The organism is Pseudomonas frederiksbergensis (assembly GCF_003732705.1).
GTDB lineage: Bacteria > Pseudomonadota > Gammaproteobacteria > Pseudomonadales > Pseudomonadaceae > Aquipseudomonas > Aquipseudomonas frederiksbergensis_F.
Genome location: NZ_MOBR01000009.1, coordinates 24,261 through 50,588, shown reverse-complemented (window position 1 = coordinate 50,588; position 26,328 = coordinate 24,261). Strand labels below are relative to the sequence as shown.

Below are 26,328 nucleotides of genomic sequence, written 5' to 3'. Positions count from 1 at the left end.
CCCGATGAACGCCCTCCTGCCGCCCGAGCCGGGCATCCGTGTCAGCCTCGCCGAGCTGATCGAGATGCGCCATCGGGTGCGCGAAGTCCAATTGTTCTCCACACCGAGCCAACGCAGCCCGTTGATCGGCCTGCACCACTCCAAGCTGCGTGGCCGTGGCGTCGATTTCGATCAGGTGCGGGTCTATCAGGCCGGCGACGACGTGCGCACCATCGACTGGCGCGTCACCGCCCGCACCCAGGAGCCGCACACCAAGCTGTTCCATGAAGAACGCGAGCGACCGATTTTCATCATGGTCGAGCAAAGCCGTCGGCTGTTTTTCGGCTCGGGACTGATGTTCAAATCCGTACTCGCCGCCCAAGCCGCGAGTTTGATCGGCTGGGCCGCCCTGGGGCATAACGACCGTGTGGGCGGACTGGTGTTCGGCGACAACGAGCACTACGAAATCAAACCCCGGCGCAGCAAGCAAAGCCTGCTGCAATTGCTCAACCGGCTGGTGCGGGTCAACCAGTCGCTGCACACCGAAAGCGAGCAGAACCGCGATTCCCTGAACATGGCCCTGCGCCGTGCCCGGGAAGTGTTGCGCCCTGGCAGTCTGGTGATCGTCATCTGCGACGAACGCGCCCTGACCGAAGGTTCCGAGCAACAACTGAGCCTGTTGTCGCGTCATTGCGACTTGTTATTGCTGCCGCTGTCCGATCCGCTGGACCACGCCCTGCCCGCCGCCGGGTTGTTGCGTTTCGCCGAACGCGGTGCGCAACTGGAACTCGACACACTGAATTTCGACCTGCGCCAGACCTACCGCGCCCAGGCTGAAGAACGTATCGCCCGCTGGGAATTGCTCGCGCAAAAGCTGCGGGTACTGTTGATGCCCCTGAGCACCCAGAGCGAGATGGTCGAGCAACTGCGCGAATACCTGAACCCACAGAAGCCGGGGAAAGCTCGATGAGCAGCCTCGAACAACTGCAACCGCTGATGACCCCGCCGCCCATCGGTTTTTGGCCGCCGGCGCCGGGTTGGTGGCTATTGCTGCTGTTATTGCCGCTGATCGGGTTCGGCCTGTGGCAGTTGCGCCGTTTCATTCCGAACAAGCGCCCTATCGTGCGTGCCGAACAACCGCTGGACCCGGTGCGCCTAGCCGCCCTGGCCGAACTGGCACAAATGCCCAAGCCCTACGATGGCGCACCGGCCGGTGCCTGGTTGCAGCAGCTCAACGGTTTGCTCAAACGCCTGTGCCGCAACCATTACCCCTACAGCCAGAGCCATACGCTCAATGGCCGCAAATGGCTGGCGTTCCTCGACAACCGCTGCCCGGCCGCCGGCCTGACGCGCTGGATGGTCCTGGTGGAAGGCGCGTACAAACCCGAATGCAAACTCGACGACAAGGCCATTGCCGGCCTGACCCAAGCCGTCGACACCTGGATTCGCAAACATGTTTGAGTTCGCCTGGCCGTGGATTTTCGCCCTGCTGCCGCTGCCGTGGCTGATGCGCCTGGTGCTGCCGGTGGCGGACAGCGGCGAGCCGGCGCTCAAAGTCAGTTTCCTCAGCGATCTCGAAGGCCTGGCCCGCCGCCGTGCCCGCGCCAACCTGCCGGCCTGGCGCCAACAGGCACCGTTCATTCTGCTGTGGCTGTTGCTGCTGATTGCCGCTGCGCGCCCGCAATGGCTCGGCGAGCCGCTGCCGATTGCCGCCAGTGGCCGCGATTTGCTGGTGGCGGTGGACGTATCCGGCTCGATGGATTTCCCCGACATGCAGTGGCAGGACGAAGACGTCAGCCGCTTGTCGCTGGTTCAGCATTTGCTCGGGGACTTTCTGGAAAGCCGCGAAGGTGATCGAGTCGGTCTGATCCTGTTCGGCAGCCAGGCGTATCTGCAAGCGCCGCTGACCTTCGACCGCCGCACGGTGCGGGTCTGGCTCGATGAAGCGCGGATCGGCATCGCCGGCAAGAACACCGCCATCGGTGATGCCATCGGCCTGGCCCTCAAGCGCTTGCGGATGCGTCCGGCGCAAAGCCGCGTGCTGATTCTGGTCACCGACGGCGCCAACAATGGCGGCGAAATCGACCCGCTGACCGCTGCGCGCCTGGCCGCCAGCGAAGGCGTGAAAATCTACCCGATCGGCATCGGCGCCGATCCGGAGCAAAGCGGCACCCTCGGGTTTCTCGGCGTCAATCCGAGCCTGGACCTCGACGAACCGGCGCTGAAGGCCATCGCCCAAGCCACCGGCGGCCAGTATTTCCGCGCTCGCGATGGCAAAGAATTGCAGGCGATCAAGGAAACCCTCGACAAACTGGAACCGGTGACCCAGCAACCGACCCAGGCCCGCCCGGCCGAGGCGTTGTATCACTGGCCGTTGGCGCTGGCGCTGCTATTAAGCATGTTGCTGGTGATGCGCGAGCGCTGGCCGGATAACCCATTGCAACGGTTGCTGACCAAAGACCTGTTTCTGCAAAGCCAACTGCCAGACTGGCGCCAGCGACTCAAACGCCTGCGCCTGCGGAGACGCCGATGAGTGCGCTCTGGCCTTACTGGTTCCGGCCCTGGTGGCTGCTGCTGTTGCCGTTGCTCGGCTGGTTGCTCTGGCAACTCTGGCACCGTCAGAAACGCGCCGGGCGCTGGCAGATGATCCTGCCGCCAGCCTTTCACGCCGCGCTGCTCAGCGGTGGCAAAGGTCACGACAGCAAATTGCCGTGGGTGGTGCTGGGCCTGGCTTGGGTGCTGAGCATTGGTGCGCTGCTCGGGCCGAGTTGGGAGCGGGTCGAACAAATCAGTCAGAAACCCGCCGACCCGCTGGTGGTGCTGCTGGAGCTGACCCCGGAAATGCTCGCCACCGACAGCCCGCCGACCCGACTGGAACAGGCACGACGCAAACTGTTCGACCTGTTGCAAAGTCGCAGCGATGCACAGACCGCCATCGTCGTCTACGCCGGCAGCGCCCACACGTTGGTGCCACTGTCGGATGACCTGTCCACCAGCCGCAATCTGCTGGACGCGCTCAAACCTTCGCTGATGCCCGAGGCGGGTCATCGCGCTGATTTGGCGGTGATCAAGGCACTGGCGCTGCTGGATCAGGGCGCACTCGGCCAGGGGCGAATCCTGCTGATCGGTTCATCCCTGACTGAACAGGAACGCTTCGGTATTGAGCGGGCGCTGAACGGCAAGTCCACGGAGTTTCTGATGCTCGGCATCGGCACGCCCGAAGGTGCGCCGGTGGCTCAGGAGGATGGGAGTTTCCTCAAGGATGCTCAGGGCGCGATTCTGGTGCCGCATCTGGACAACCCGGGCTTGAAAGCCTTCACCAGTGACTTGGGCGGCCGCTATCACGCGTCACGGCTGGACGACGCCGACCTCGGCGCCCTCGGCCTGCTCGACGGTCCGCGCAATTTGCGCAACGACGGTCAGACCCTGCGCCTCGACACTTGGGCCGATCAGGGTTACTGGCTGTTATTGCCCCTCCTGTTACTCGCCTCCTTTGCCGGGCGCCGGGGCTGGTTGTTCTGCCTGCCGCTGTTGTTCCTGCTGCCGCAACCGAGTTACGCCTTCGACTTTGAAGACTTGTGGCTGCGCCCCGATCAACGGGGCCTGCATTTGCTCAATCAGGAGCATCCGGTCGAGGCCGCGCAACATTTCGAAGACCTGCAATGGCAAGGCGTGGCGCTGTACGAGGCCGGCGACTACAGTGGCGCCGCCCAGCGCTTCGCCCAGGGCAACGACGCGCGGGCGCACTACAATCGGGGGAATGCCCTGGCCAAGAGCGGGGAACTGGAAGCCGCACTGGACGCCTACGATCAAGCCTTGGAACGCCAGCCGGATTTGCGTCCGGCGCTGACCAACAAGGCGTTGGTGGAAAGCCTGATCAAGCAGAAAGCTACGCCACCGGCAATTGAACCGGACAAGTCCAATGGCGACGAGCCCGGAACGGCCAGCGACAGCCCCGCGCCCGGCGCCGCCACCCAGCCGTCGAACAGTGGCGAAGCGAAAACCGATGCCCAGCCCAACGCGCCGGACACCGATCAACCGTCCACCACGCCGCCGAAACCGGGGGCTAACGAGGTGCCGGGCAGCGAACTCGGGGACGAGCAAAGCACCACGCCACCCCGGCGCCCGGCCAACGATAGCCTTGAAGGCGAACAGGCCCAGGCGCTGGAGCAATGGCTGCGCAAGATCCCGGATGATCCGGGAGAACTGCTGCGGCGCAAATTCTGGTACGAACAGCAACAACATCAGGATCAGGGAAAAACTCGATGACCCGCTTCACCGCTTTCTTGCTCGCGCTGCTGTTCTGGACTGTTCAGGTCCAGGCTGCGGGGCTGGTCGCCAGTGTCGATCGCAGTCGCCTGAGTTCCGGCGAAACCGTCGAGCTGACCCTGGAATCCAACGACGTCACGCTGTTCGGCAAACCCGACCTGACACCGCTAGAGCCTGCGTTCGAAGTGCGCGGCACCCGCCAGATCAACCAGTTGACCACGATCAATGGCAACAACCAGGCCACCACGCGCTGGATCATCACCCTGCTGCCCAAGCAAAACGGCAGCGTGGAGATTCCGTCGCTGCAACTGGGCGAGGTCCGCAGTCAGCCAATTACTCTCCAAGTGATCGAGAGCGAAACCCAAGACACCCAGAACACCCTGGCGCCGGTGTTTATCGAAGCCAGCCTCGATCAGAGCAGCGTGTACGTGCAGGCCCAGGCGATTCTGACCCTGCGCATCTACCATTCGGTGTCGCTGTACGACGACAGCAGTCTGACGCCGTTGCAGATTCCCGATGCGCGAATCGAGCAACTGGGCGAGTCGCGCACCTATGAAAAGGTCATCAATGGCTTGCGCCATGGCGTGATCGAGATGCGCTACGCCATCTTTCCCCAGCACAGCGGCGTATTGAGCATTCCGACGCAGACGTTCAGCGCCACGCTGGTGGACGTGCAACCGTCCCCGGACGTCGCCTCCCAAGGGCCGAAACCGGGCAAGTTGCTGCGGGTCAGCTCCGCCGAGATTCCGCTGACGGTCAAGGCCAAGCCCGAGACTTACCCGGCCGATGCGCCGTGGCTGCCGGCACGCAGCCTGAGCCTGAGCGAGAGCTGGAGCCCGGAGCCGGATCACACGCAGGTCGGTGATTCCCTGACCCGCAGCCTGACCCTGAAAGCCGAAGGCCTGGCCAGTTCGCAATTACCGCCGCTGCCCGCCACCGATATCAACGGCTTGCGCCGCTACCCGGACCAACCGGTGCTGGGCAACCAGAACAGCGAGCGTGGGCTGATCGGCAGCCGTGAAGACCGCGAAGCCCTGGTGCCCGCCCACAGTGGAGCCATCGAACTGCCCACGGTCGACGTGGTGTGGTGGAACACGTTCGAAGATCACCTGGAACACAGCAGCCTGCCGGCCCGGACCCTGCAAGTCAGCAACAATCCGAGCCTGATGGTCGACACTCCGACGGGCAGCGCACAAGTGAATTACGCCGCAGACAGCGAAGCCCTGTGGTGGTGGAAACTCAGCACGGTGATCCTGGCCTGCACCACCCTCCTCGGCTTCGGCCTGTGGTGGCGCGCTCGCTGGCAGCCGGCGATCCTGCGTGCCGCGCAAACCGGCCCGAGCCCGCGCACCGTGCTCGACGAACTCAAGCGCGCCTGCCAGGCCAACGACCCCCACGCCACCCGCCAGGCCCTCGACGCCTGGGCTCGGCAACAACCGGAAACCTTGGCGGACATGGCGGCGCGGTTTGTGCCGTTGTCCGATGCCCTCGACGGCCTGAACGGCGCGCTGTACAGCGAAACCGGCCAGCATTGGCAAGGTGAAGACCTGTGGCGCGCGACCCGGGCTATTCCGCTGGCGGAGCGGGTTCAGGATCCGGTGGGTGATAGCGGGTTGCCGCCGCTTTATCCGAAATAGCTGTCAGAAACGCCTGACATTTCGACCGCGATCGCATCTTGCGGATAAGTCCTACAGAAGATATCGAATCGACTGGCTTCGCCTACACGTAGCTTCACGCAAAGTCCCGTGCCTTAAAGACACAGGGATGCGCGGATGTTTACTACGGCGAACGAAGTCGTTTTCAGACTCGACATTGCAGGTTTTTCCTACGACCTTCAGGTTCTGGAGTTTCAGGCCAGGGAAGCGCTGAACCGGCCCTACGAGGTCAAACTCGAACTGGTCAGCGAACGGCCCGATCTGGATCTTGAGTCGCTGCTGCATCGCCCGGCATTTCTGACATTCGGCTCCGACAACGGCGGCATTCACGGCCACGTCTATCGAGTCGCCCAAGGTGATTCGGGCAAACGCCTGACCCGCTATCAAATCACCCTGGCGCCCCGCCTCGCCTATCTCGCGCATCGCCACAACCAGCGTATTTTTCAGCATCTGAGCGTGCCGCAGATCATCGGCAAAGTACTGACCGATCACGGGGTACAAGCGGACACCTGGCGCTTCCAACTCAACACCGAGTACCGGCCACGACGCTATTGCGTGCAATACAACGAGTCCGACCTGCACTTCATTCAACGGTTGTGTGAGGAGGAAGGCCTGCACTTTCATTTTCAACACAACGCCTCCGGGCATGTGTTGGTATTTGGCGACGATCAGACAGTATTCCGCAAACCCGCAGGCCCGACAGCGTATGCCCAGGGCAGCGGCATGGTCGCCGAAGCCCCGGTGATTGATCGCTTCCAGGTCAGCCTGGAAACCCGCACGACCCACGTCAGCCGCCGTGATTACCACTTCGAAAAACCACGCCTGCCGCTGGATAGCGAAAGCAAGAGCCCGCAGTTACCCCACCTGGAGGATTACGCCTTCCCGGGGCAATTCACCGAACGTGAGCGCGGCAAACATCTGGCCAGGCGGACTCTGGAACGCCATCGCGCTGACTATCAGCAAGCCCGTGGTCGCAGCGATCAAAGCGCCCTGCGCAGCGGGCACTTCGTTGACATGACCGAACACCCGCGTGGCGACTGGAATGGTCTGTGGTTGCTGACTGAGGTTGAGCACGTCGGCAAACAGCCTCAGGTTCTGGAAGAGTCAATGACCGACGGCAACCCTGAAGAGGGCTTCAGCCAGGGCTACCGCAATCACTTCGTCGCGACACCATGGGATGTGGTTTTTAGACCGGCCCTTGAACATCCCAAGCCCCGAGTGACGGGTAACCAGCACGCGGTAGTTACTGGACCGCCCGGTGAAGAGATCCATTGCGATGAGTACGGTCGGGTAAAGGTTCAGTTGCTGTGGGACCGTGACGGTCAGCTCAACGAACATTCAAGCTGCTGGCTGCGAGTCGCCACTGGTTGGGCGAATGACCACTATGGCAGCGTGCTGATTCCGCGAGTCGGCATGGAAGTGCTGGTGGGTTTCAGCGAGGGCGATCCCGACAAACCCTTCGTTCTGGGTGGCTTGCCTAACGGGGCAACGCCCGTGCCGCTAGACCTTCCAACCGAACATACGCAAAGCATTTTTCGCAGCCAGAGCAGCCCGGGTGGCGGCGGTTACAACGAATTGCGCATAGAGGACAAAACTGGCGCAGAAGAAATTGCCCTGCGAGCCCAGCGTGATTTCGTACAGCTCGTACTCAACGACGAACGCATTGAAGTCAACCACCAACGAACGGTCGTTGTCGGGGGCATCGCAAGCCACGACCTGCGCGGCGAAGAACACCACCTCACCCACGGCAACCGCCTCACTGAACTCAAACAGGACGATCACTTGTTGGTCCAGGGTGAGCAACACATTCGCGTCACCAGTCACCGACTCAGCGCCACTCAGCAAATCCACCTCGGTGCCGGGCAACAAGTCGTCATTGATGGCGGAGCACACCTGACGGTCAAGGCTGGCGGTCATTGGCTGACGCTGGGGCCGGAAGGCATTTTCAGCAGCGTGGCGATTGTGGAAGGCGGCACCCCGGCCATGGGCCTGCTGGCAGAGCCACTGATGCCAGGGGTATTGCCTTTGTCAAAGGTGAATTTCGACCCCGCGCGGCAACGCCATGCACTGGTGTCAAACCGCAGCTCACGCTGCCTGATTTGCGAGGCGGCCCTCGCATGAAATTCTCAACCACGTTACCTGCCGACCTGCCCTGGAACACGCAACAGGCTTTTGTGTTGTTGGACGGCGCGACCGTCAGTCATTTGCCAGAGCGTTTGAAGCAGCTAAGCCCCGGGGTCAGCAGCGTTGCGCTCTACGACCATCCACCCTTCACCGAGCTGCGGGATATCTCACCGCTGTTGGTGCTGATCGAACATCCTGACGCAGCGGTTTTTCAGTTCTATCTGGAGCACGCGAACGAGGAATGGGGCGTGCTGTTGTTCAGCTCCGCGTCTATGAATGACGTCACTCAGCATTTGCGAAAACTGCTGATGGTTGAAATGCCAGAGGGCCTGCCGGTGATGCTGCGACTGGCCGACGCCGCTGTAGCGCGGACGCTGTTCGGCAGCGGCGATCAACGTTTGTTGGGTCCACTGTCCTGTGTGGTGACGGCCGACAGCGTCAGCGCGAATTGGCATCGCGACCAGCCGTTGATTTCCGAACACCCGGAACTACCAACGCCTTACCGCCTTAGCCCTGAGCAGAACTCAGCGCTGGACCGCGCTGATCGGCGCCGCGTACTGCTCGAACTCGACGTCCATCTGCTCACTTACTTCCCCGAACGTCACGGCGGCGAAACCGTGGCCCTGCGTTGGCCGACGCTTCAACGGCTTTTCGAGGAGGCCCAGGCCCTGGGGTTAAGCAGCCAGTCCGAGCTGTTTTTTTACGCCAATGTCATGGCCTGGCTGGACGGATCGCCGCTCGACCAGCATCCGCACATCGATCGATTACTCCATACGCCATCGCTGCAATCACCCGGCGAGCGCGTTGCGCTGGCCGCTGACCTCGCCCACCAGTGGGCCATCCAACGGGGCCGCCCATGAACGCACCAGCCAACCTCGCCGCCGCTGCGGCACCCAAGTCCGCTATCGGCTCGCCCGGCGCCTGCCCTTTGCAGCAAGCCCACGTGCAGCTTCTGCCGTTGCGCTACGGCCTGGTAGAAAAGCCTCTCGATCCGAGCGCAGCGCTAAAACTGCCTTACACCCTTGAAACCCGTCCACTGGGCATTCGCCTGATGCGCGATGGCTGGTTGTATGTGATCGACAGTGTGACCGGCCATTTGCATGAATACCGCGTCCTCAACGGACTGATCAGTGCCTTGTTGCACAAGGGTGGCAAGGTCAATGGCGATCAGCGCACGCCCATCGAAGAGCGTCCGGCGCTAGTGTTTTCCAGGCTTAGCCTCTTGCACGTGTGCTTCGCCGAAGTGCAATGGACCGCCGCCAAATGCGCTCAAGTGACAGACAGTCGTGAAGAGCGCGAACACTTCATGCAAGCCGTTGACCTCGCCCCGGTGGATTGCAAAAGCGGTGGCGAGCATCTGCTGACGGTCGAGCAAGGCAAGCAGTGGTTGGCGGAGGTTGCCACGCTTGCGCCTCAGCAGGCAGCCGCCGCACAGGACGGTGTCGAGCCAGGCACCGCTCTTTTGCCGACGGTACACGTCAGCGATGCCCCCGAGCACGAGCGCGAGCCGTATCTATGGGAACAGCCTCAGCGCTTTCGCGAGGCGCATATTGGCGAGTTTCTGGGTCAGGTGCGTGCACCCTATCAGGACGACACGTTGTTCCTCGTGGTGCAGGACGACCTCGGCGTGTTGCGCGACCTGGCCGAGTATCAAGACCGCGTGGTCGGCTGGGTCGACGACTGGACCAATGCCGGTCACAACGAGCGCAATTACCTGCTGGCCTGCTACATCGAGTCGCTGAGTCAGCTCAGCCCGGCGGATATCGAAAAACTCTCCGAGGCCAGTAACGACCCGCGACACAAGGCGTTATTCGCTGACCTGGAGCAGTTGCCCGAGCCGGACCGGGAAGACACCCGCAAAGCCCTGCTCGACTACCTGAACAAGGGCGGCAAGGTTGAGCCGCCGGATGCACCCGTGACGCCGGAACTGGAGCAACTGCGCAAGCAGGCCCACACCGAAGCGTTCGAAATGGCCAAGTACCAAGGCGCCGATCCCGATTTCACCGCGCACAGCCGCGCCAGTGATGATGCAGACCGCCGATATTACGCTCGCCAACACTTTTCAGTGGCCCCGGACGACTTCGTCGAACGTCACCTCGACACCCTGGTCAATCTCGGCAGGGAGCAAAACAAACGCATCAAGGACGCGCTAGAAGGCCCCCGTTTCAGCGGCAAACGCGGGATCAACGATTTCATCGACCGCCCGGCCATGGACAACGAACTGTTGCAGTACCGCGCCGACCTCGGTCGCTGGAACCGCGTGCTTGAACGCATCACCACCGACCGCACGACGTTGGTGTGTGCCGGGCGCTACCACTGCTCGGCCTGGTACTACGACGGGCACGAGCCATCGCAACTGGGTCAGGCCTTCAGCGCCGAATACGCCTGCATCAAAGACATCTGCCGCAGCGATCATGCGAGCGAAAAAATACTGGCCTATCTGGAAAACCACCCGGAATTGACCCGGCCATTGTTCTACACCTTGCCCTTGCGCCTTCAACAGGAACAGGCCGCGCAGTACAGCACGCTGTTCAACGCCGGCATGGCCCTGTTCAACAACTTGCCGAGCTGGCTGGCCGAGCTAAAGAAGATCGAACAACCGCACCTCCCTGCCCTCGACGATCTGCCCGACCACACCCGCGCCGTCGCTGACGCCGCCCAGCACAGCCTCAGCCCCGCGCTGAACCTGGGCCTGAGCCAGGCGCTGGAGGGCTTCGACCTCAAGGGAGAGAAAATCCCCGACCTCGACGAACTGTTCCAACGCCTGCCTAAAGCGATTTACACCCGACTACTCGATGCCGCGAAAACCACCGGCGTGACCTTCACCGTCGCCACCCCGGCAGAACAGGCGGCGCTGCAAACCAACCTCAAGGAATTGCTCAGGGAGCGTGACTACCTCAAAACCCTGATGCGTGAACGCAACCAACTCACCCACAACAAAAACCGCCAGGGGCACAAAACGCCAAGGGCAATGGAGTTGCAGGGTGAGATTGCCCGGGTGCGTGGCGAGTTGACGCTACTGGAAGGTCGGTTGGCGGGGGCGCTGAGCCCGATTGCCGAACTGCCGGATCAATCGGCGCGGCTGTATGGCGCGACCCAGGCACGGGCGGGAGTGACGGTGGTGTTTCCGCCGGCGCAACAGCAGGAAGTTCGGGGGTTGTTGAGGAATATTCGGATGGGGGTGGGGGCTGTGCCGAATGCGGGGTTGATTCGGAGTGAGGGGATGGGGTTGGTGGTGTTTTTGGTGCAGGGGGTGAATTTGGTGGGGGTTTATCGAGAGATGATGAATCAGACCAAAGATCCAAAGAAACGGGCCACCTTTTTTGCCGCGTTTGCGGCTACCGGAGCGGCAGGTTTTACAGCTGCGCAGAGCCTGGCTGACACAGCTTTGAAGGCGAGAAGTACAGAGTTAGTTGCAGGACTTCAACGGCATGCCTTGCAGAATGTGCATGTGCAGATGGGGAAGATGCATATCGGGCTGGGTGGTTTTACCTACTTTTTTGGTTTTTTAGCTTCGTTGTTCAGCCTGAATACCCAACACCAGAATTGGCAGCAGGCTACTCGTAGCGGCAACCGCTCGGCGCAAACCAGCGCTGCTCTTGCCACATTGGGGTCTAGCGGCATGGTGACTGTTAACGCCTACGGACTTAGTCACACCTTCCACGCGACGATCAAAGTACTTACTGCTAAGAATGCAACAGCACGAACTGCCGCATGGGCTGCTGCAGGTACACGACTCTCAACCGTATTTTTTCGATTCAACCTGGCTGGAGCACTGTTCACCGTACTGGAACTAGGTGGCACTTGGCTCTTCAACCGCTACAACATCAGTGCTCACGACAAATGGCTGAAAACCACACCATGGAGCCTAGATGCCGATGAGCGTGGCGACCATACGCTGGATGAGTATCAACGCTGCCTGGCCTATTTGCTTCATGCTCCTTACGTCCAACTGGGTCCAAACGAGCATGACTCGTGGCTAAAAAACCTGCTGTTAAAGGCCAAACCCAAGGACATCCATCTGGTGCTACCAGGGCTCAAGCTCAATGAGCTCCAGCCGCCCTTGAACGGTCAATCAGCCCAACGTCTAGGAATCGGCGCTCACCGTATTTCCACACCCCTTCACAGTCGCGGCGCGCCGCGAGAACGAAAGGACGTCATCAGCGATGAAATTGCGAACAGCCTGCGCATCGTACAAGCAGGACCAGACTGTCTGGTGCTATGTCTGCGATACCCAATGGATGCTGATTCCGAATTTACGCCCTCTTCCGAAACACTGGAATTGACTGTCTGCATACAGACCTTGGCCAACAACGGTGCTTGGGTTTCTCGCAATCGCGTCATTCGCCTCAACCCACTCGAAGAGGGCCGCTTCCCCGCGCTGCCTGCCCAGTCCGTTACCGAGAGCCCAACGATGTTGTTGATTGAAACCCATTTGTTAGACCTGGCTGATCATGCCCATAAAGATTGATAGCGCCATGTCTGATCCTCAACTCAAACATCAGAGAAAGGCTGGTGATGTTGAGCCATTTCCAAGCGGAAAAATCACTTATCTCGCGCCTTTGCCATTGCCGACACCAATGCCTCCGCATGGTCCCCACATCGGGGAATTAAATGACGTGTATATGGACTTCGGGTTGGGATGGCCGCAGATATTTTCATGGCAGGTAATATTAGGCCTGCCATTCAGCGGCACCTTTATGGTTCTATTTCTCTTCCCGTTATTTACTGGTTTTCTAGGAGTCGTTTTTGGTTACGATTGGGAGGATATATCGGACTCAGTTACGGGTGTATTCGATGTAGGCTACGGCTACGCACTGATAACCGGCCTCTGCTCCCTACTCATCGGCCTCTGCACCTGGCACCACAACCACAAAAAACGCCTCCAAATCATCCCCACCCGCTTCAACCGCCAACGCCGCGAAGTCTGCTTCAACCCCGAAGGCGCCACCGAACCGGTCTTCGTCCCTTGGGAATCCCTCTCCGCCTGGGTCATCGAAGCCCAGGGCGCGACCCAATACGGCATCCACCGCCAATACGGCATGGGTATCGGTTTCCAGCATGGCGAAACCCTGACCAGCGTCGAGTTCCCCTGCTTCGGTCTGCCCCTCGCCATCAGCCATTGGGAAGCCATCCGCGGCTACATGGAATACGAAGTCAACGACCTCAAAACCATCCAGGACCTCGAAGACCTGCAACTCCCCGGCGACCCGCCCCACGAAGGCCTGCACACCTTCCGCAACGCCCGCGCGCGCATGCATCAGGAGATTCGCGACGGCTCACGCAATCGGCTCTCGGGATTTTTCTGGTACCTGTACCACGTCATGACCCTATGGACGATCCCCAACCACCTGACCGAATGGGAAGTCCGCCGCATCCAAAAATTGGGCCCGCAGGCCATGCCCGAAGTGATGCAGAAATGGTCCGAGCCGTTGCCGAAGGAGCAATGGGCGAAACCGAGTGAAGAACTGGTGCGAATGAGCGAACAGGTCCGAAAGCTGCACAAACGCCAGCCGAGGCGGCCGATTACCGAGATTTTTGCTGAAGTGCGGCGGTTGAATCTGACGGACAAACGTCGTGCATGAAATGTTCTGTCTGGGTGGCAACGTGCAGACCTTGAACGCCAACGGAGCATGGGTTTCTCACGCGAGGGTCATTCGTCTTGACCCTCATGCTGAGGGCCATTTCCCTGCGGTGCCTTCTCAAGCCGTGACCGAACATCCACCAATGTTGATGGTTGAAAGCCATCTGCTGGAGCTGGCCGACCATGCCCATCAAGACTGATAGTCTCGTGCCGACCCCGCACCTTGAGCAATCCCGGAATGCCGGCGATGTCGAGCCTTTCCCTGGAGGGAGGATCACTTATTTGGCGCCTTTGCCGTTGCCGACACCTCTACCACCTCATGGTCCTCACATTGGGGAATTAAATGACGTGTACATGGACTTCGGGTTGGGATTACCTCAAGTATTTTCATGGCAAGTCATATTGGGGGGAGCATTTAGTGTTGCCTTCATGATCACCTTCCTAATACCTCCAGCAATTGGCTGCATGGGCCTCATGTTCGGATATGACTTCGCATACGTATGGGAGTTTGTCATTGATTTATTTTTCGCGATTTTTGGATATGCCCTAGTAACCGGATTTTCGATGCTGGCCATCGGCCTAGCCGTCTGGCACCACAACCACAAAAAACGCCTCCAAATCATCCCCACCCGCTTCAACCGCCAACGCCGCGAAGTCTGCTTCACCCCCGAAGGCGCCACCGAACCGATCTTCGTCCCCTGGGAATCCCTCTCCGCCTGGGTCATCGAAGCCCAGGGCGCGACCCAATACGGTATCCACCGCCAATACGGCATGGGCATCGGTTTCCAGCACGGTGAAACCCTGACCAGCGTCGAATTCCCCTGCTTCGGCCTGCCCCTCGCCATCAGCCACTGGGAAGCCATCCGTGGCTACATGGAATACGAAGTCAACGACCTCAAAACCATCCAGGACCTCGAAGACCTGCAACTCCCCGGCGACCCGCCCCACGAAGGCCTGCACACCTTCCGCAACGCCCGCGCGCGCATGCATCAGGAGATTCGCGACGGCTCACGTAACCGGCTCTCGGGATTTTTCTGGTACCCGTACCACGTTATGACCCTATGGACGATCCCCAACCACCTGACCGAATGGGAAGTTCGCCGTATCCAAAAATTGGGCTCACAGGCCATGCCCGAAGTGATGCAGAAATGGTCCGAGCCATTGCCGAAGGAGCAATGGGCGAAACCGAGTGAAGAACTGGTGCGGATGAGCGAACAGGTCCGAAAGCTGCACAAACGCCAGCCTCGTCGACCGATTACCGAGATTTTTGCTGAAGTGCGGCGGTTGAATCCGACGGACAAACGTCGTGCATGACATGTTCTGTCTGGGTGGCAACGTGCAGACCTTGAACGCCAACGGAGTATGGGTTTCTCACGCGAGGGTCATTCGTCTTGACCCTCATGCTGAGGACCGTTTCCCTGCATCACCTTCTCAATCCGTGACGGAGCATCCACCGATGTTGCTGGTTGAAGCCCATCTTCTGGAGTTGGCCGACCATGCCCAACAAGATCAATAGCGCGATGCCTCTTCCGCACCTCGAACAACAGCGGAAGGCTGGGGATGTTGAGCCGTTTCCAAGCGGAAAAATTACTTATCTCGCACCTTTGCCATTGCCTACACCGATGCCGCCGCACGGTCCTCATATTGGGGAGCTAAATGATGTGTATATGGAATTCGGGCTGGGATGGCCTCAGATATTTTCATGGCAGGTCATCTTAGGCCTCCCATTCAGTGGGACCTGTATGTTCATTTTCCTTTTTCCATTGTTTTGTTTTTGTTTTGGTCTCATGTCGGGGTACGAGTGGTTGTACTCATGGGAATTTACGATAGATGTTTTTTATGCCGCTTCGGAACCTGGACTTTTAGCCGCTTTTTTTTCAATACTCATCGGCCTCTGCACCTGGCACCACAACCACAAAAAACGCCTCCAAATCATCCCCACCCGTTTCAACCGCCAACGCCGCGAAGTCTGCTTCAACCCCGAAGGCGCCACCGAACCGCTCTTCGTCCCCTGGGAATCCCTCTCCGCCTGGGTCATCGAAGCTCAGGGCGCGACTCAATACGGCATCCACCGCCAATACGGCATGGGTATCGGTTTCCAGCATGGTGAAACCCTGACCAGCGTCGAGTTCCCCTGCTTCGGCCTGCCCCTCGCCATCAGCCACTGGGAAGCCATCCGTGGCTACATGGAATACGAAGTCAACGACCTCAAAACCATCCAGGACCTCGAAGACCTGCAACTCCCCGGCGACCCGCCCCACGAAGGCCTGCACACCTTCCGCAACGCCCGAGCGCGCATGCATCAGGAGATTCGCGACGGCTCACGCAACCGGCTCTCGGGATTCTTCTGGTACCTGTACCACGTCATGACCCTATGGACGATCCCCAACCACCTGACCGAATGGGAAGTCCGCCGTATCCAGAAGTTGGGCCCGCAGGCCATGCCCGAAGTGATGCAGAAATGGTCCGAGCCATTGCCGAAGGAGCAATGGGCGAAACCGAGCGAAGAACTGGTGCGAATGAGCGAACAGGTTCGAAAGCTGCACAAACGCCAGCCTCGTCGACCGATTACCGAGATTTTTGCTGAAGTGCGGCGTTTGAACGCTGGCTGCAAAGTAAGAGGATAAAAGAGCTTTTTGTGGTGAGGGAGCTTGCTCCCGCTCGGCTGCGCAGCAGTCGTCAATCCTGCCAACGCGGTGCATGTGAAGGAATTCGGAGGGCCGCTTCGCGCCCCAGCGGGAGCACGCTCCCTCGCCACAAGGTGATGCCTGACCACATCCTTGGCATTTGCCAGTAAACTCCCTCCCCTTTAGCCGCCATCATTCCCACGCGGCCATCACCTTATTTCCTACGGAGTACGCCTTGCGTCTGTTCCACACCTCCGACTGGCACCTTGGGCAGAACCTGCACGGCCAGGACCGCGATTTCGAGCACGGTTGTTTCCTTGAGTGGCTGTTGCGCCAGTTGAAGCTGGACCAGCCCGACGTGCTGCTGATCGCCGGCGATATCTTTGACACGGTCAACCCGCCGGTCAAAGCCCAGGAACGCCTCTACGACTTCATCGTCAGCGCCCACGAGCAGCAGCCGTTGCTGACCATCGTGATGATCGCCGGCAACCATGACTCCGGCTCGCGGATCGAACTGCCGGCGCCGTTGATGCGACGCTTGCGCACCCACGCCTTGGGCCGGGTGCTGTGGCTCGATGACGGGCAACTGGACGCCGAGCGTCTGCTATTGCCACTGCCCGACGCCAGCGGCGAGATTGCCGGTTGGTGCCTGGCGCTGCCGTTCCTGCGCCCGGCCGAGGTGACCGGTGCGCAGTTGGGCGACAACTATTTGCGCGGTATCGGCCAAGTGCATGAATGGCTGATCGAAGCGGCGAATGCCAAGCGCAAACCGGGCCAGGCGCTGATCGCCATCAGCCACGCGCACATGGCCGGCGGTTCGGTGTCGGAAGATTCCGAGCGCAGCCTGATCATCGGCAACGCCGAAGCCCTGCCCGCCAGCCTGTTTGGGCCGAGCATCAGCTACGTGGCCCTCGGTCATTTGCACAAGCCGCAGAAGGTCAACGGTGAAGAACGTATCCGCTACAGCGGCTCGCCGATTCCGCTGTCGTTCTCCGAAATCAATTATCAGCATCAGCTGCTCGACGTCATCCTCGACGGCGAAACCCTGGTCAGCGTCGAACCGAAACTGATTCCCCGGGCGGTCAATCTGCAACGGGTCGGTCCTGCGCCGCTGGCGGAAGTGTTGCTGCTACTGGCGGATCTGCCGAACATTGATCTGCTGGCCGATCTGCAACGCCAACCGTGGCTGGAGGTTCGGGTGCGCCTGGACGAGCCGCAACCGGACCTGCGTTTTCAAGTGGAAACCGCACTGGAAGGCAAAGCCGTGCGACTGGTACGAATCGCCGCCGAATACGCTGGCAATGGCAGCAAGGACGGCACCGATGACGGCGCCACCCTGATCGAACTCGACCAGCTCTCACCCCAGGAACTGTTCAGTCGCGCCTGGCAGGACAACTACGGCAGCGAGGTCGACGAGCAAACTCTCAAGGACTTCGCCGAGCTGTTGCAAGACGTGCAGATGGAGAGCGAACAGCCATGAAGATCCTCGCGATCCGCCTGAAAAACCTCGCCTCCCTGGCCGGGCCCTTTGAAATCGACTTCACCGCCGAGCCCCTGGCCAGCGCCGGATTGTTCGCCATCACCGGGCCGACCGGCGCCGGTAAAAGTACTCTTCTGGATGCCTTGTGCCTGGCGTTGTTTGGCGCCGTACCACGCCTGAACAACACCGGACGCGATGCCAAAGTCCCGGATGCCGACGGCGAAATCGGCACCGGCGACCCGCGTACCCTGTTGCGTCGCGGCACTGGCGAAGGCTATGCCGAAGTGGATTTTGTCGGCATCGATGGCCGTCGCTATCGTGCGCGTTGGGAAGCCAATCGCGCCCGGGAAAAGGCTGGCGGCAAGTTGCAAGCCAGTCGCCAGAGCCTGCGGGATATCGATCAGGATCAATTGCTGGCCAGTCAGAAAGGCGAGTACAAAACCGCGCTTGAAGCCGCGTTGGGCCTGAACTTCGAACAGTTCACCCGCGCCGTATTGCTGGCTCAGAGTGAGTTCAGCGCGTTCCTCAAGGCTGATGACAACGACCGCAGCGAATTGCTGGAAAAACTCACCGACACCGCGCTGTACACGCGCCTCGGTCGCCGCGCGTTCGACAAGACCAAAGAGGCCCGCGAAGCCCACAAGTTGCTGCAGGATCAGGCCACCGGCGTCACGCCGCTGTCCCCCGAAGCCCGCGCCGAACTGGATGAGCGCTTCAACGAGGCCCAGCAGCAACTCAAGACCCAGCAAGCGCAGCTCAAGCAGCTTGAAGAACAGCACACCTGGCTCAAACAACTGCGCCAGTTGCAGGACGATAAGCAGAGCGCCACCGAGCAACTGCAATCCGCCCAGCAACATTGGGAAAGCCTGGCCGGGGAACGCCTGAAGCTGACGCGTCTGGAGCAACTGGCGCCGCAGCGGCATCAGTTTGCGCGCAAGACTGAACTCACGGCGCAGCTCACGCCGCTGGCCGCACAGATTCAGCAGCACACGCAACAGCAACAGGCACTGACCGAGCGCCAGACTCAGCTCGAACAAAGCCTGAGCAACGCCCACACCGCGCTGACCGAAGCGCAAAACCAGCACAGCGCCGGTGCGCCGTTGCTGCGTCAGGCCTTCGAAGAGCAAAGCACCCTCGCCCGTCTGGTGCGTGAGGCGAGCCTGAGTGCCGACCTCAAGCAACAAGCGGAGCTGGCCAGCACCCAAGGTCAGAACACTATTCAAGGTCTGCTCGACCAGCAAAAACAGGTCGCCGAACGTTTGCAGCGCATCGCCGGGGAGCTTGAGCAAAGCGCCCATTTGGCGCCGCTGAGCGATGCGTGGAACGCCTACCGTGATCGTCTGCAACAGTTGATGCTGATCGGCAATCGCCTGAACAAGGGTCAGGACGAACTGGCTGTGCTGGAACAGAGCGCCACCCGCGCCGCCGAAGAATTGGCCGCGCAAAAGCAGAATCTGGAAGTGCTCTACAAAGAGGCCGGTGCCGAGCCCGAAGCGGTGGCCGAGCAAATCCAGTTGCTGAGTACGTTGTTGCAGGACAACCGCAAACAACTGCGCGCCTTCGAAGAGCTGACGCGGCTGTGGGCCAGTCAGCAGGAACTGGACAAGCGCGGTGCCGAGCTGCAACAGCGCCAACTCGCAGCCCAACAGGAACGCGAACGCCTGACTCAGGACGGCGTGAAAACCAAGGCCGAACTGACCGTCGCCGAACAGACCCTGACCGTCACTCGGGAGCTGCTGGAGCGCCAACGCCTGGCCCGCAGTGAAAGCGTCGAAGAGCTTCGCGCGCAATTGCAGGACGACCAACCGTGCCCGGTATGTGGCAGCCCGGATCATCCCTATCATCAGCCCGAAGCGCTGCTGCAAAGTCTCGGCCGGCATGATGAAAGTGAGCTGACCAACGCGCAGAAAGCCGTTGACCTGTTGAAGGAAAAACTCACCGACCTGCGGGCCGAAGTCGGTGGTTTGATTGCGCAGCAAAAGGAACTGCTGCAACAGCAGGAACACCTCGCCAATCAGCAACAAGGCCTGACGCCGAGCCTCGATGCGCATCCGTTGTCGGCCCAATTGCTGAACCAGGACGCGGCCAAACGTGACGCCTGGCTGACCCAACAAAACAGCCAGTTGAACCAGAGCATCACCCAGGACGAACAACGCCAGACCGCCCTGCTCACCCTGCAACAGGATGCCGCGCGCCTGGCGCAACAGCTGCGCAGCGCCGAAACCGCGAACCAGCAAGCGACCCAGCACCTGAGCAATCAGCAGCAGGCCTTGAGCAGTGATCGTCAGCGCCTGGACGAAGAGCTGACGGCGTTCAGCACCTTGCTTCCCGCCGAGACGCTGGAAGCCTTGCGCAACGAGCCGGCTGCGACCTTTATGCAGCTCGACCGGCAGATCGCCCAGCGCCTGGAACAACTCGACCAGCGACGTGACGAACTCGGCGAACAGCAACAGCGTCAGCAGACGCTTGAGAAAGAGCAGGACCGCCAGCAGACCCGCGTCCAGCAACTGGAAGCCGCGCAACAGCAGTTCACAGTGTTGGCCGAGCAGCAACAGGCCTGTCAGCAAAAACTCGCACAATTGCTTGGCCAACACAGCAGCGCCGAGCAGTGGCAGCAGCAACTCGATCAAGCCGTGGAACAGGCACGCCATGCCGAAGCGGCGGCCAATCAGGAACTGCAAACCGTGCGCACGCGGCTGGTGCAATTGGCTGCTGAACTCAAGGCGCAGCAAGAACGTTCACAGGCGCTGGAGCATGAAGACCGCGAGTTGAGCAGCAAGATTACCGACTGGCGCGCGCGGCATCCGGAGCTGGATGACGGCGGTCTGGAGGAGTTGCTGAGTGTCGACGATCAACAGGTCAGCGACCTGCGCCAGCAATTGCAGCACAGCGAAAAAGCCATCGAACAGGCCAAGGTGTTGTTGCAGGAGCGGGATGAGCGCCTGCTCAAACATCAAGCGCAAAGCAACGGCAACCTCGATGCAGAACAACTGGCGACGGCGCTGACAGAACTGCAAAACCTGTTTGCCGCCAGCGAACACCGTTGCGCCGAACTGCGCGCCGAACAGGCCGAAGATCAGCGTCGGCAAAACGCCAACCAGGCCCTGGCCCAGCAAATCGCCGACGCCTACACCGAGTATCAGCGCTGGGCGCGGTTGAATGCCTTGATCGGCTCGGCCACCGGCGACACCTTCCGCAAGATCGCCCAGGCCTACAACCTCGATTTACTGGTGCATCACGCCAACGTGCAACTGCGGCAATTGGTGCGACGCTATCGCCTGAAACGCGGTGGCAGCATGCTTGGCTTGCTGGTGATGGACACGGAGATGGGCGACGAATTGCGCTCGGTGCATTCGCTGTCCGGCGGCGAGACGTTCCTGGTGTCGCTGGCCTTGGCGCTTGGCCTGGCGTCGATGGCGTCGAGCACGCTGAAGATCGAATCGCTGTTTATCGATGAAGGCTTCGGCAGCCTCGATCCGGAATCCCTGCAACTGGCCATGGACGCCCTCGACGGTTTGCAGGCCCAAGGGCGCAAGGTCGCGGTGATTTCCCACGTTCAGGAAATGCATGAGCGGATCCCGGTGCAGATTCAGGTCCGTCGCCAGGGCAATGGCCTGAGTACCCTGGAGGTGAAATGACCACGCTCTACTCCTTCCGCCGCTGCCCCTACGCCATGCGTGCGCGCATGGCCCTGCGTTATTCCGGGGTTGAGGTGCAGATTGTCGAAGTCAGCCTGAAAGCCAAGCCAGCCGAAATGCTCGCGCTGTCGAGCAAGGGCACGGTGCCGGTGCTGGAGGTCGAGGGTCGGGTGATTGATGAAAGCCTGGCGATCATGCGCTGGGCCTTGGCGCAGAACGATCCTGAGGATTGGTTGCTCAAGGATGATCTGGCCGGGCAATCGTTGATCGCTGACCTGATCGAAGAAAACGATCAAGTGTTCAAGGTGCATTTGAATCGCTACAAATACGCCGAGCGCTACCCCGAACAGACGATGGAGCATTATCGAAGCGAGGGTGAGATGTTCTTGCGCAGGCTGGAGGAGTTGCTGGAGGGGCGTGATTATTTGCTCGCCGGGCACATCAGCTTGGCCGATGTCGCGTTGATGCCGTTTGTACGGCAATTCGCCCATGTGGATCGGGAATGGTTCGGGCAGACGCCGTATGTCCGGTTGCAGACATGGCTACAACGCGTCCTCGACTCCGACCTGTTCATCGCCATCATGCGCAAGCCACCTCTGTAGGAGCAAAGCTTGCTCGCGATGGCGATTTCAAAGACGCCATCGCGGGCAAGCCATGCTCCTACAGGGTTATGCGGTGTCAGGCCAATACGGAACACATCCCCAACGCCGAGCAATCCACCTGGAACGGCCCAAGAAATCCAGCTCGTTCCTTCAGCGGTGGATTCCCCACCAACAAGCCCAACGCCTTGGCCGTCTGAATATTGTGGGCAATGCTGTGGTTGCATTCGATGGACCGCGCCACCGATCCCGCCGAGCCTTGTCCCATTCCCAATAATGATGAGCCATTGGTCATGACCGCCAAGAAGGCGATGACCCCGAGTCTGCTGCCTTTCATGCGCCGACAGCCTCCTCGATAACCGAGTGATCAGCCGCCGCGTTTTGCGAGCGGTGTTCAAACTGAATGCCGGGATAGGCGACATCAACCGGCGCTTGCCGGTCGTGTTGCGATTGGGCCGAAAGACTGACCACCAAGACCATGGCCACGTAGAGACCGATGGCCAGGTAGGCGCCGCGTTTGGCAGAAGTGAGGATTGCGCTGGCCATGGTGTTCTCCGTGGGCATGTTTCAGTGCCCACAGAATCGATCAAAAAAACCGGTGTAACCACTCAGGGTTTTCCATAGTGACCATCAGCTTGCTTGATCATTAAAGCCCTCTATGCCGGCGCAAAAGAAAACCTATGACCCATGAAAATACACACCCACAAAAAAGCTGCCGAAGGCTGTGATCTTTTGCTGTTGAAAGTCAAAAGATCGCAATCTTCGGCAGCTCTTTACAGGGAGCGTCGGACTCCGTGAATCTCAGGCCTGGGTTTTGTGATCCAGGGCTGCGTAGAAGTTGGCGCTTTGTTGCAGGTATTTTTGGGTGTAGCTCTGGGTGTGGGATTTTTTGCTGTTGATTTCAACGTTGGCGCTGGCTGGCAGGGCAACGGTGGCGGAGATAGCGGATGCGGCGATGATGGAGAAGAGATTGAAGTTCATGGCGGTGTTCCTCGGAGTCAGTTGGCTTGCTTGCCCGGTTGGGCCGTGGAGCAAACTTAACGCCCGAGGTCCGCGCCTTGAAATGCTTTGTAGCATTAGCGGATATCAGTCTCATTAATAGAAGGTTGCAGGCCCCATCAACCGGGGCCTGCGGCCTATTGACGCACCAGGAACTTGAGGTCGCTCGGGGCGTCCATCGGCAGTTTCTGCACGGTTTTGCCCAGCAGACCGGTCTTGGCATCGCGTTCGACGACGACAATCTCGTTGCTCTTCTGGTTGGCAATCAACAGGAACTTGCCACTCGGGTCGAGGCTGAACTCGCGCGGGTGATCACCCTCCACCGAGCGGCGCTGCAACTCTTTGAGCTGGGCGGTGGCCGGGTCGATGGCGAATACCAGCAGCTGATTGGCAGTGCCACGATTGCTGACGTAGAGGAACTTGCCATCCTTTGATGCGTGAAGTGCAGCGCCAGCCTTGTCAGAGGTGGGTTGCCCCGCCGCCAAGTCGACCATTTGAGTCTGCTTCAGCGTGCCGTCCTGGTAATCGAACACCGCCACCTGAGCGCTCATCTCCATGCTCAGCCAGGCATGTTTGCCATCAGCGCTGAACAGCAAATGACGCGGCCCGCTGCCCGCCGGCAACGACACCGAGGCCGGGGTGGCAGGCGTCAATGGCAGTAGCGGGTTGGCTTGGGGATTGAAGCGGTAGACAAAGATCTTGTCGGCGCCCAGGTCATTGGAGAACACGTACTTGCCATCCGGCGAGGAAATCGTTGAATGCACGTGCGCCGAGGCCTGCCGCTCCGGGTTGACCCGGCTCGACGGGTGGCTGCTCATCTGCACCACAGACTTGAGCTTGCCGTCAGCACCCACCGGCAACACCGCGAGGGTGCCGCCCGGATCTTCGACCACCGAGTAGTTACTGACGAACAAGTGGCTGCCATCACCGCTGAGGCTCGAATGGGTTGGCTCGTTGCCCAGGCTCTGGACCTGATTGATCAGCTTCAACTCAAAGGTCTTGGGATTGATCGCATAGCTGCTGACCTTGCCCACCGGATCGGCCTGCCCCGGACCGTTTTCGTTGACCACGAACAGGTGCTGCTGGTCCTTGGAGATCGTCAGCCAGGACGGGTTTTCGCTCTTGACCACTTGCAGCGGCTTGGGGTTGATCTGCCCTGTAGCGCTGTTGAAGTCCAGACGATAAATCCCCTGGCTCTGGCCTGCCGTGTAGGAACCAACCAGCAATTGATAATCGTCGACGGTCGCCGCCTGAACGCCCATGGCGCCGACACTGCCGGCCATCAACAATGGCCAGAAATTACGCATCTTCATGCTCGTCTTCCTCGTCGTCATGGGCGCCGAAAGCGGCCATGCACACCAGCCGGTGCTCGCCGGAATCCCCGGTGATCAGCCAGCTCTGCAGGGTTGGATCGAAAGTCGCTGCCTCGATTTGGGCCTTGGTGAACTCCCAATGCTTCAGTGCTCGACCGTCCATGCATTTGATGTTCAGACTGTCGTCCTCTTCAGCGATGTAGAACTCGGAGGCGTGCAAACCATCGATTTCCAGCATGTCGCAGGTTTCGAGGGCGTTGAGCAAGGTATCGGTTACGGCAGTCATGGCAATCAATCATTCAAATGGAAAGACGCAATGATAGCTCATCACACCGCCCTCTCCTTGTGATCGTTCCCACGCTCCGCGTGGGAATGCGGCCCGGGACGCTCCGCGTCCCCTCCAGAGCCGAACGCGGAGCGTCCGTGGAGGCATTCCCACGCAGAGCGTGGGAACGATCGGTAGTGGTTGGCCGTTAGAGCGCGTCGCGGGAGGGTTTGCCGTCCACCAAACGCTGAATCCGCAGCGGGTTGCCGTTTTTCAGCGCTTCCGGCAACAAGCTGTCGGGGTAGTTCTGGAAGCACACCGGGCGCAGGAAGCGGTCGATGGCCAGGGTGCCCACCGAGGTGCCCCGCGCATCTGAAGTCGCTGGATACGGCCCGCCGTGAACCATCGAGTCACACACTTCCACGCCGGTCGGGTAACCATTGAGCAGGATCCGCCCAACCTTCTGCTCCAGCAACGCCGTCAGCTCGCCGAACTGTTCAAAGTCCGCCGGTTCGCCAATGATCGTCGCCGTCAACTGCCCATGCAGGCCATTCAACGCGGCGCTGAGTTGCGCCTGATCCGCGACTTCGACGAACACCGTGGTCGGGCCGAACACCTCTTCCTGCAAGACTTCATCGCCCTCAATCAGCAAACTCACATCCGCCTTGAACAACTGCGGTTGTGCCTGATTACCCTGTTGCGCACTGCCGGCCAAATGCTCGATCCCCGGATGCGCCAGCAGCTTTTGCAAGCCTTTGCCATAGCTGCCCAGCGTCCCGGCATTGAGCATGGTTTGCGCCGGTTGATCCGCGATCAACGCCGCGACCTGCTGCACAAATTCACCGAACTGCGGCGAACGAATCCCGATCACCAACCCCGGATTGGTACAGAACTGACCACAGCCCTGCACCACCGAAGCGGTCAGGTCACGGGCGACGATTTCAGCCCGAGCCGCCAGCGCCTGGGGCAAGACGATCACCGGGTTGATGCTCGACATCTCGGCGAAAACCGGAATCGGCTGCGGCCGTGCAGCGGCCATGTCGCACAACGCGCGACCGCCCTTCAGCGAACCGGTAAACCCTACAGCCTGGATCGCCGGATGCTTGACCAGCGCCTCGCCGACCCCGCCGCCATAAATCATGTTGAACACACCGGCCGGCATCGCGGTTTTTTCCGCCGCGCGGATGATCGCATCGGCCACCCATTCAGCGGTCGCCATATGGCCGCTGTGGGCCTTGAACACCACCGGGCAACCGGCGGCCAGTGCCGATGCGGTATCGCCACCCGCCGTGGAGAACGCCAACGGAAAGTTGCTCGCGCCGAACACCGCCACCGGGCCGAGGCCGATGCGGTATTGACGCAGATCCGGGCGTGGCAACGGTTGGCGCTCGGGCAAGGCCTGATCGATCCGCGCACCATAGAAATCCCCGCGACGCAGGACCTTGGCGAACAAACGCATCTGGCCGCTGGTACGACCGCGTTCACCTTGAATGCGACCGGCGGGCAACGCCGTTTCGCGACAGACCACGGCAACGAAGTCATCACCCAGGGCATCGAGTTCATCGGCAATCGTGTCGAGAAACTGCGCCCGTCGCTCAGCGCTCAAACTGCGGTACGCCGGGTAAGCAGCAGCGGCAGCCTTGGCGGCGGCGTCGACTTCTTGCGGTGTCGCCTGGTAGAAATCGCCAGGCAGGTTCTCGCCAGTGCTGGCGTCAACGCTTTGCAGTTTGAGGTCGCCGGCCGCACTGCGCTGGCCGCCGATGTAGTTGTGACCAAGAATCTGGGTCATGCAAATC

At 60.4% G+C, this 26,328-nt stretch carries 21 protein-coding genes; 15 read left to right on the top strand and 6 right to left on the bottom strand.

What is annotated here, in order from left to right; all coding sequences use genetic code 11:
- Positions 1 to 4: 4 nt before the first annotated feature.
- The 15 genes from BK667_RS11990 (at position 5) to BK667_RS11925 (ending at position 21,958) form a co-directional block, all read left to right on the top strand.
- Positions 5 to 949 (top strand): DUF58 domain-containing protein, encoded by a 945-nt coding sequence (locus tag BK667_RS11990; protein ID WP_123597709.1) that lies wholly within the window; start codon positions 5 to 7, stop codon positions 947 to 949.
- Positions 946 to 1,440 carry a DUF4381 domain-containing protein gene (locus BK667_RS11985; RefSeq protein ID WP_123514395.1) on the top strand — a complete coding sequence of 165 codons (495 nt, stop codon included), beginning with the start codon at positions 946 to 948 and terminating at the stop codon, positions 1,438 to 1,440. Before BK667_RS11990 ends, BK667_RS11985 begins: the two co-directional genes overlap by 4 nt.
- Positions 1,433 to 2,512: a vWA domain-containing protein gene (locus tag BK667_RS11980; protein ID WP_123597708.1), complete on the top strand. Its 1,080-nt coding sequence runs from the start codon at positions 1,433 to 1,435 to the stop codon at positions 2,510 to 2,512. The genes BK667_RS11985 and BK667_RS11980 overlap by 8 nt, the downstream gene beginning before the upstream one ends.
- Positions 2,509 to 4,248 carry a tetratricopeptide repeat protein gene (locus tag BK667_RS11975; RefSeq protein ID WP_123597707.1) on the top strand — a complete coding sequence of 580 codons (1,740 nt, stop codon included), beginning with the start codon at positions 2,509 to 2,511 and terminating at the stop codon, positions 4,246 to 4,248. Before BK667_RS11980 ends, BK667_RS11975 begins: the two co-directional genes overlap by 4 nt.
- Positions 4,245 to 5,885 (top strand): BatD family protein, encoded by a 1,641-nt coding sequence (locus BK667_RS11970; protein ID WP_123597706.1) that lies wholly within the window; start codon positions 4,245 to 4,247, stop codon positions 5,883 to 5,885. The genes BK667_RS11975 and BK667_RS11970 overlap by 4 nt, the downstream gene beginning before the upstream one ends.
- 135 nt (positions 5,886 to 6,020) lie before the next feature.
- Entirely contained in the window at positions 6,021 to 8,024 is a 2,004-nt protein-coding gene (locus BK667_RS11965; RefSeq protein WP_123597705.1) for a type VI secretion system Vgr family protein, read from the top strand.
- Positions 8,021 to 8,887, top strand: a complete 867-nt coding sequence (locus BK667_RS11960) for a DUF4123 domain-containing protein (RefSeq protein ID WP_123597704.1) — start codon at positions 8,021 to 8,023, stop codon at positions 8,885 to 8,887. The genes BK667_RS11965 and BK667_RS11960 overlap by 4 nt, the downstream gene beginning before the upstream one ends.
- Positions 8,884 to 12,498, top strand: a complete 3,615-nt coding sequence (locus BK667_RS11955; RefSeq protein ID WP_123597703.1) for a toxin VasX — start codon at positions 8,884 to 8,886, stop codon at positions 12,496 to 12,498. The genes BK667_RS11960 and BK667_RS11955 overlap by 4 nt, the downstream gene beginning before the upstream one ends.
- Positions 12,499 to 12,505: 7 nt before the next feature.
- On the top strand, positions 12,506 to 13,612 hold the full coding sequence (locus tag BK667_RS11950) for a hypothetical protein (RefSeq protein WP_123597702.1): 1,107 nt from the start codon (positions 12,506 to 12,508) through the stop codon (positions 13,610 to 13,612).
- Positions 13,605 to 13,811 (top strand): hypothetical protein, encoded by a 207-nt coding sequence (locus BK667_RS33050; protein WP_148060134.1) that lies wholly within the window; start codon positions 13,605 to 13,607, stop codon positions 13,809 to 13,811. The genes BK667_RS11950 and BK667_RS33050 overlap by 8 nt, the downstream gene beginning before the upstream one ends.
- 364 nt (positions 13,812 to 14,175) lie before the next feature.
- Positions 14,176 to 14,925, top strand: coding sequence for a hypothetical protein (locus BK667_RS11945; RefSeq protein WP_259698011.1), 750 nt, complete (start codon positions 14,176 to 14,178; stop codon positions 14,923 to 14,925).
- Positions 14,926 to 15,107: 182 nt separating this feature from the next.
- Positions 15,108 to 16,238 carry a hypothetical protein gene (locus BK667_RS11940; RefSeq protein WP_259698010.1) on the top strand — a complete coding sequence of 377 codons (1,131 nt, stop codon included), beginning with the start codon at positions 15,108 to 15,110 and terminating at the stop codon, positions 16,236 to 16,238.
- Between the two features lie 235 nt (positions 16,239 to 16,473).
- Positions 16,474 to 17,718, top strand: coding sequence for an exonuclease SbcCD subunit D C-terminal domain-containing protein (locus BK667_RS11935; RefSeq protein ID WP_123597700.1), 1,245 nt, complete (start codon positions 16,474 to 16,476; stop codon positions 17,716 to 17,718).
- Positions 17,715 to 21,356, top strand: coding sequence for an AAA family ATPase (locus tag BK667_RS11930; RefSeq protein ID WP_123597699.1), 3,642 nt, complete (start codon positions 17,715 to 17,717; stop codon positions 21,354 to 21,356). Before BK667_RS11935 ends, BK667_RS11930 begins: the two co-directional genes overlap by 4 nt.
- Complete coding sequence (locus BK667_RS11925) at positions 21,353 to 21,958, top strand: glutathione S-transferase (protein WP_123597698.1); 606 nt, start codon at positions 21,353 to 21,355, stop codon at positions 21,956 to 21,958. The genes BK667_RS11930 and BK667_RS11925 overlap by 4 nt, the downstream gene beginning before the upstream one ends.
- 76 nt (positions 21,959 to 22,034) lie before the next feature.
- Here BK667_RS11925 and BK667_RS11920 read toward each other — a convergent pair whose 3' ends face one another.
- The 6 genes from BK667_RS11920 to BK667_RS11895 form a co-directional block, all read right to left on the bottom strand.
- A complete protein-coding gene (locus BK667_RS11920) occupies positions 22,035 to 22,292 on the bottom strand; it encodes a hypothetical protein (RefSeq protein WP_123597697.1) in 258 nt (85 codons plus the stop codon).
- Positions 22,289 to 22,501: a hypothetical protein gene (locus BK667_RS11915; RefSeq protein ID WP_123597696.1), complete on the bottom strand. Its 213-nt coding sequence runs from the start codon at positions 22,499 to 22,501 to the stop codon at positions 22,289 to 22,291. Before BK667_RS11915 ends, BK667_RS11920 begins: the two co-directional genes overlap by 4 nt.
- Positions 22,502 to 22,756: 255 nt before the next feature.
- Positions 22,757 to 22,936, bottom strand: a complete 180-nt coding sequence (locus BK667_RS11910; RefSeq protein WP_123514418.1) for a hypothetical protein — start codon at positions 22,934 to 22,936, stop codon at positions 22,757 to 22,759.
- Positions 22,937 to 23,091: 155 nt separating this feature from the next.
- Positions 23,092 to 24,267 carry a lactonase family protein gene (locus BK667_RS11905; RefSeq protein ID WP_123514419.1) on the bottom strand — a complete coding sequence of 392 codons (1,176 nt, stop codon included), beginning with the start codon at positions 24,265 to 24,267 and terminating at the stop codon, positions 23,092 to 23,094.
- Entirely contained in the window at positions 24,254 to 24,553 is a 300-nt protein-coding gene (locus BK667_RS33250) for a DUF5629 family protein (RefSeq protein WP_185058207.1), read from the bottom strand. Before BK667_RS33250 ends, BK667_RS11905 begins: the two co-directional genes overlap by 14 nt.
- A 187-nt stretch (positions 24,554 to 24,740) precedes the next feature.
- A complete protein-coding gene (locus tag BK667_RS11895; protein ID WP_123597695.1) occupies positions 24,741 to 26,321 on the bottom strand; it encodes an aldehyde dehydrogenase (NADP(+)) in 1,581 nt (526 codons plus the stop codon).
- Positions 26,322 to 26,328 lie beyond the last annotated feature (7 nt).

Coding starts and splice junctions, on each gene's coding strand:
- BK667_RS11990 (WP_123597709.1), top strand. CDS start 5: ATGAACGCCCTCCTGCCGCCCGAGCCGGGCATCCGTGTCAGCCTCGCC.
- BK667_RS11985 (WP_123514395.1), top strand. CDS start 946: ATGAGCAGCCTCGAACAACTGCAACCGCTGATGACCCCGCCGCCCATC.
- BK667_RS11980 (WP_123597708.1), top strand. CDS start 1,433: ATGTTTGAGTTCGCCTGGCCGTGGATTTTCGCCCTGCTGCCGCTGCCG.
- BK667_RS11975 (WP_123597707.1), top strand. CDS start 2,509: ATGAGTGCGCTCTGGCCTTACTGGTTCCGGCCCTGGTGGCTGCTGCTG.
- BK667_RS11970 (WP_123597706.1), top strand. CDS start 4,245: ATGACCCGCTTCACCGCTTTCTTGCTCGCGCTGCTGTTCTGGACTGTT.
- BK667_RS11965 (WP_123597705.1), top strand. CDS start 6,021: ATGTTTACTACGGCGAACGAAGTCGTTTTCAGACTCGACATTGCAGGT.
- BK667_RS11960 (WP_123597704.1), top strand. CDS start 8,021: ATGAAATTCTCAACCACGTTACCTGCCGACCTGCCCTGGAACACGCAA.
- BK667_RS11955 (WP_123597703.1), top strand. CDS start 8,884: ATGAACGCACCAGCCAACCTCGCCGCCGCTGCGGCACCCAAGTCCGCT.
- BK667_RS11950 (WP_123597702.1), top strand. CDS start 12,506: ATGTCTGATCCTCAACTCAAACATCAGAGAAAGGCTGGTGATGTTGAG.
- BK667_RS11945 (WP_259698011.1), top strand. CDS start 14,176: ATGCTGGCCATCGGCCTAGCCGTCTGGCACCACAACCACAAAAAACGC.
- BK667_RS11940 (WP_259698010.1), top strand. CDS start 15,108: ATGCCCAACAAGATCAATAGCGCGATGCCTCTTCCGCACCTCGAACAA.
- BK667_RS11930 (WP_123597699.1), top strand. CDS start 17,715: ATGAAGATCCTCGCGATCCGCCTGAAAAACCTCGCCTCCCTGGCCGGG.
- BK667_RS11925 (WP_123597698.1), top strand. CDS start 21,353: ATGACCACGCTCTACTCCTTCCGCCGCTGCCCCTACGCCATGCGTGCG.
- BK667_RS11920 (WP_123597697.1), bottom strand. CDS start 22,292: ATGAAAGGCAGCAGACTCGGGGTCATCGCCTTCTTGGCGGTCATGACC.
- BK667_RS11915 (WP_123597696.1), bottom strand. CDS start 22,501: ATGGCCAGCGCAATCCTCACTTCTGCCAAACGCGGCGCCTACCTGGCC.
- BK667_RS11910 (WP_123514418.1), bottom strand. CDS start 22,936: ATGAACTTCAATCTCTTCTCCATCATCGCCGCATCCGCTATCTCCGCC.
- BK667_RS11905 (WP_123514419.1), bottom strand. CDS start 24,267: ATGAAGATGCGTAATTTCTGGCCATTGTTGATGGCCGGCAGTGTCGGC.
- BK667_RS33250 (WP_185058207.1), bottom strand. CDS start 24,553: ATGACTGCCGTAACCGATACCTTGCTCAACGCCCTCGAAACCTGCGAC.
- BK667_RS11895 (WP_123597695.1), bottom strand. CDS start 26,321: ATGACCCAGATTCTTGGTCACAACTACATCGGCGGCCAGCGCAGTGCG.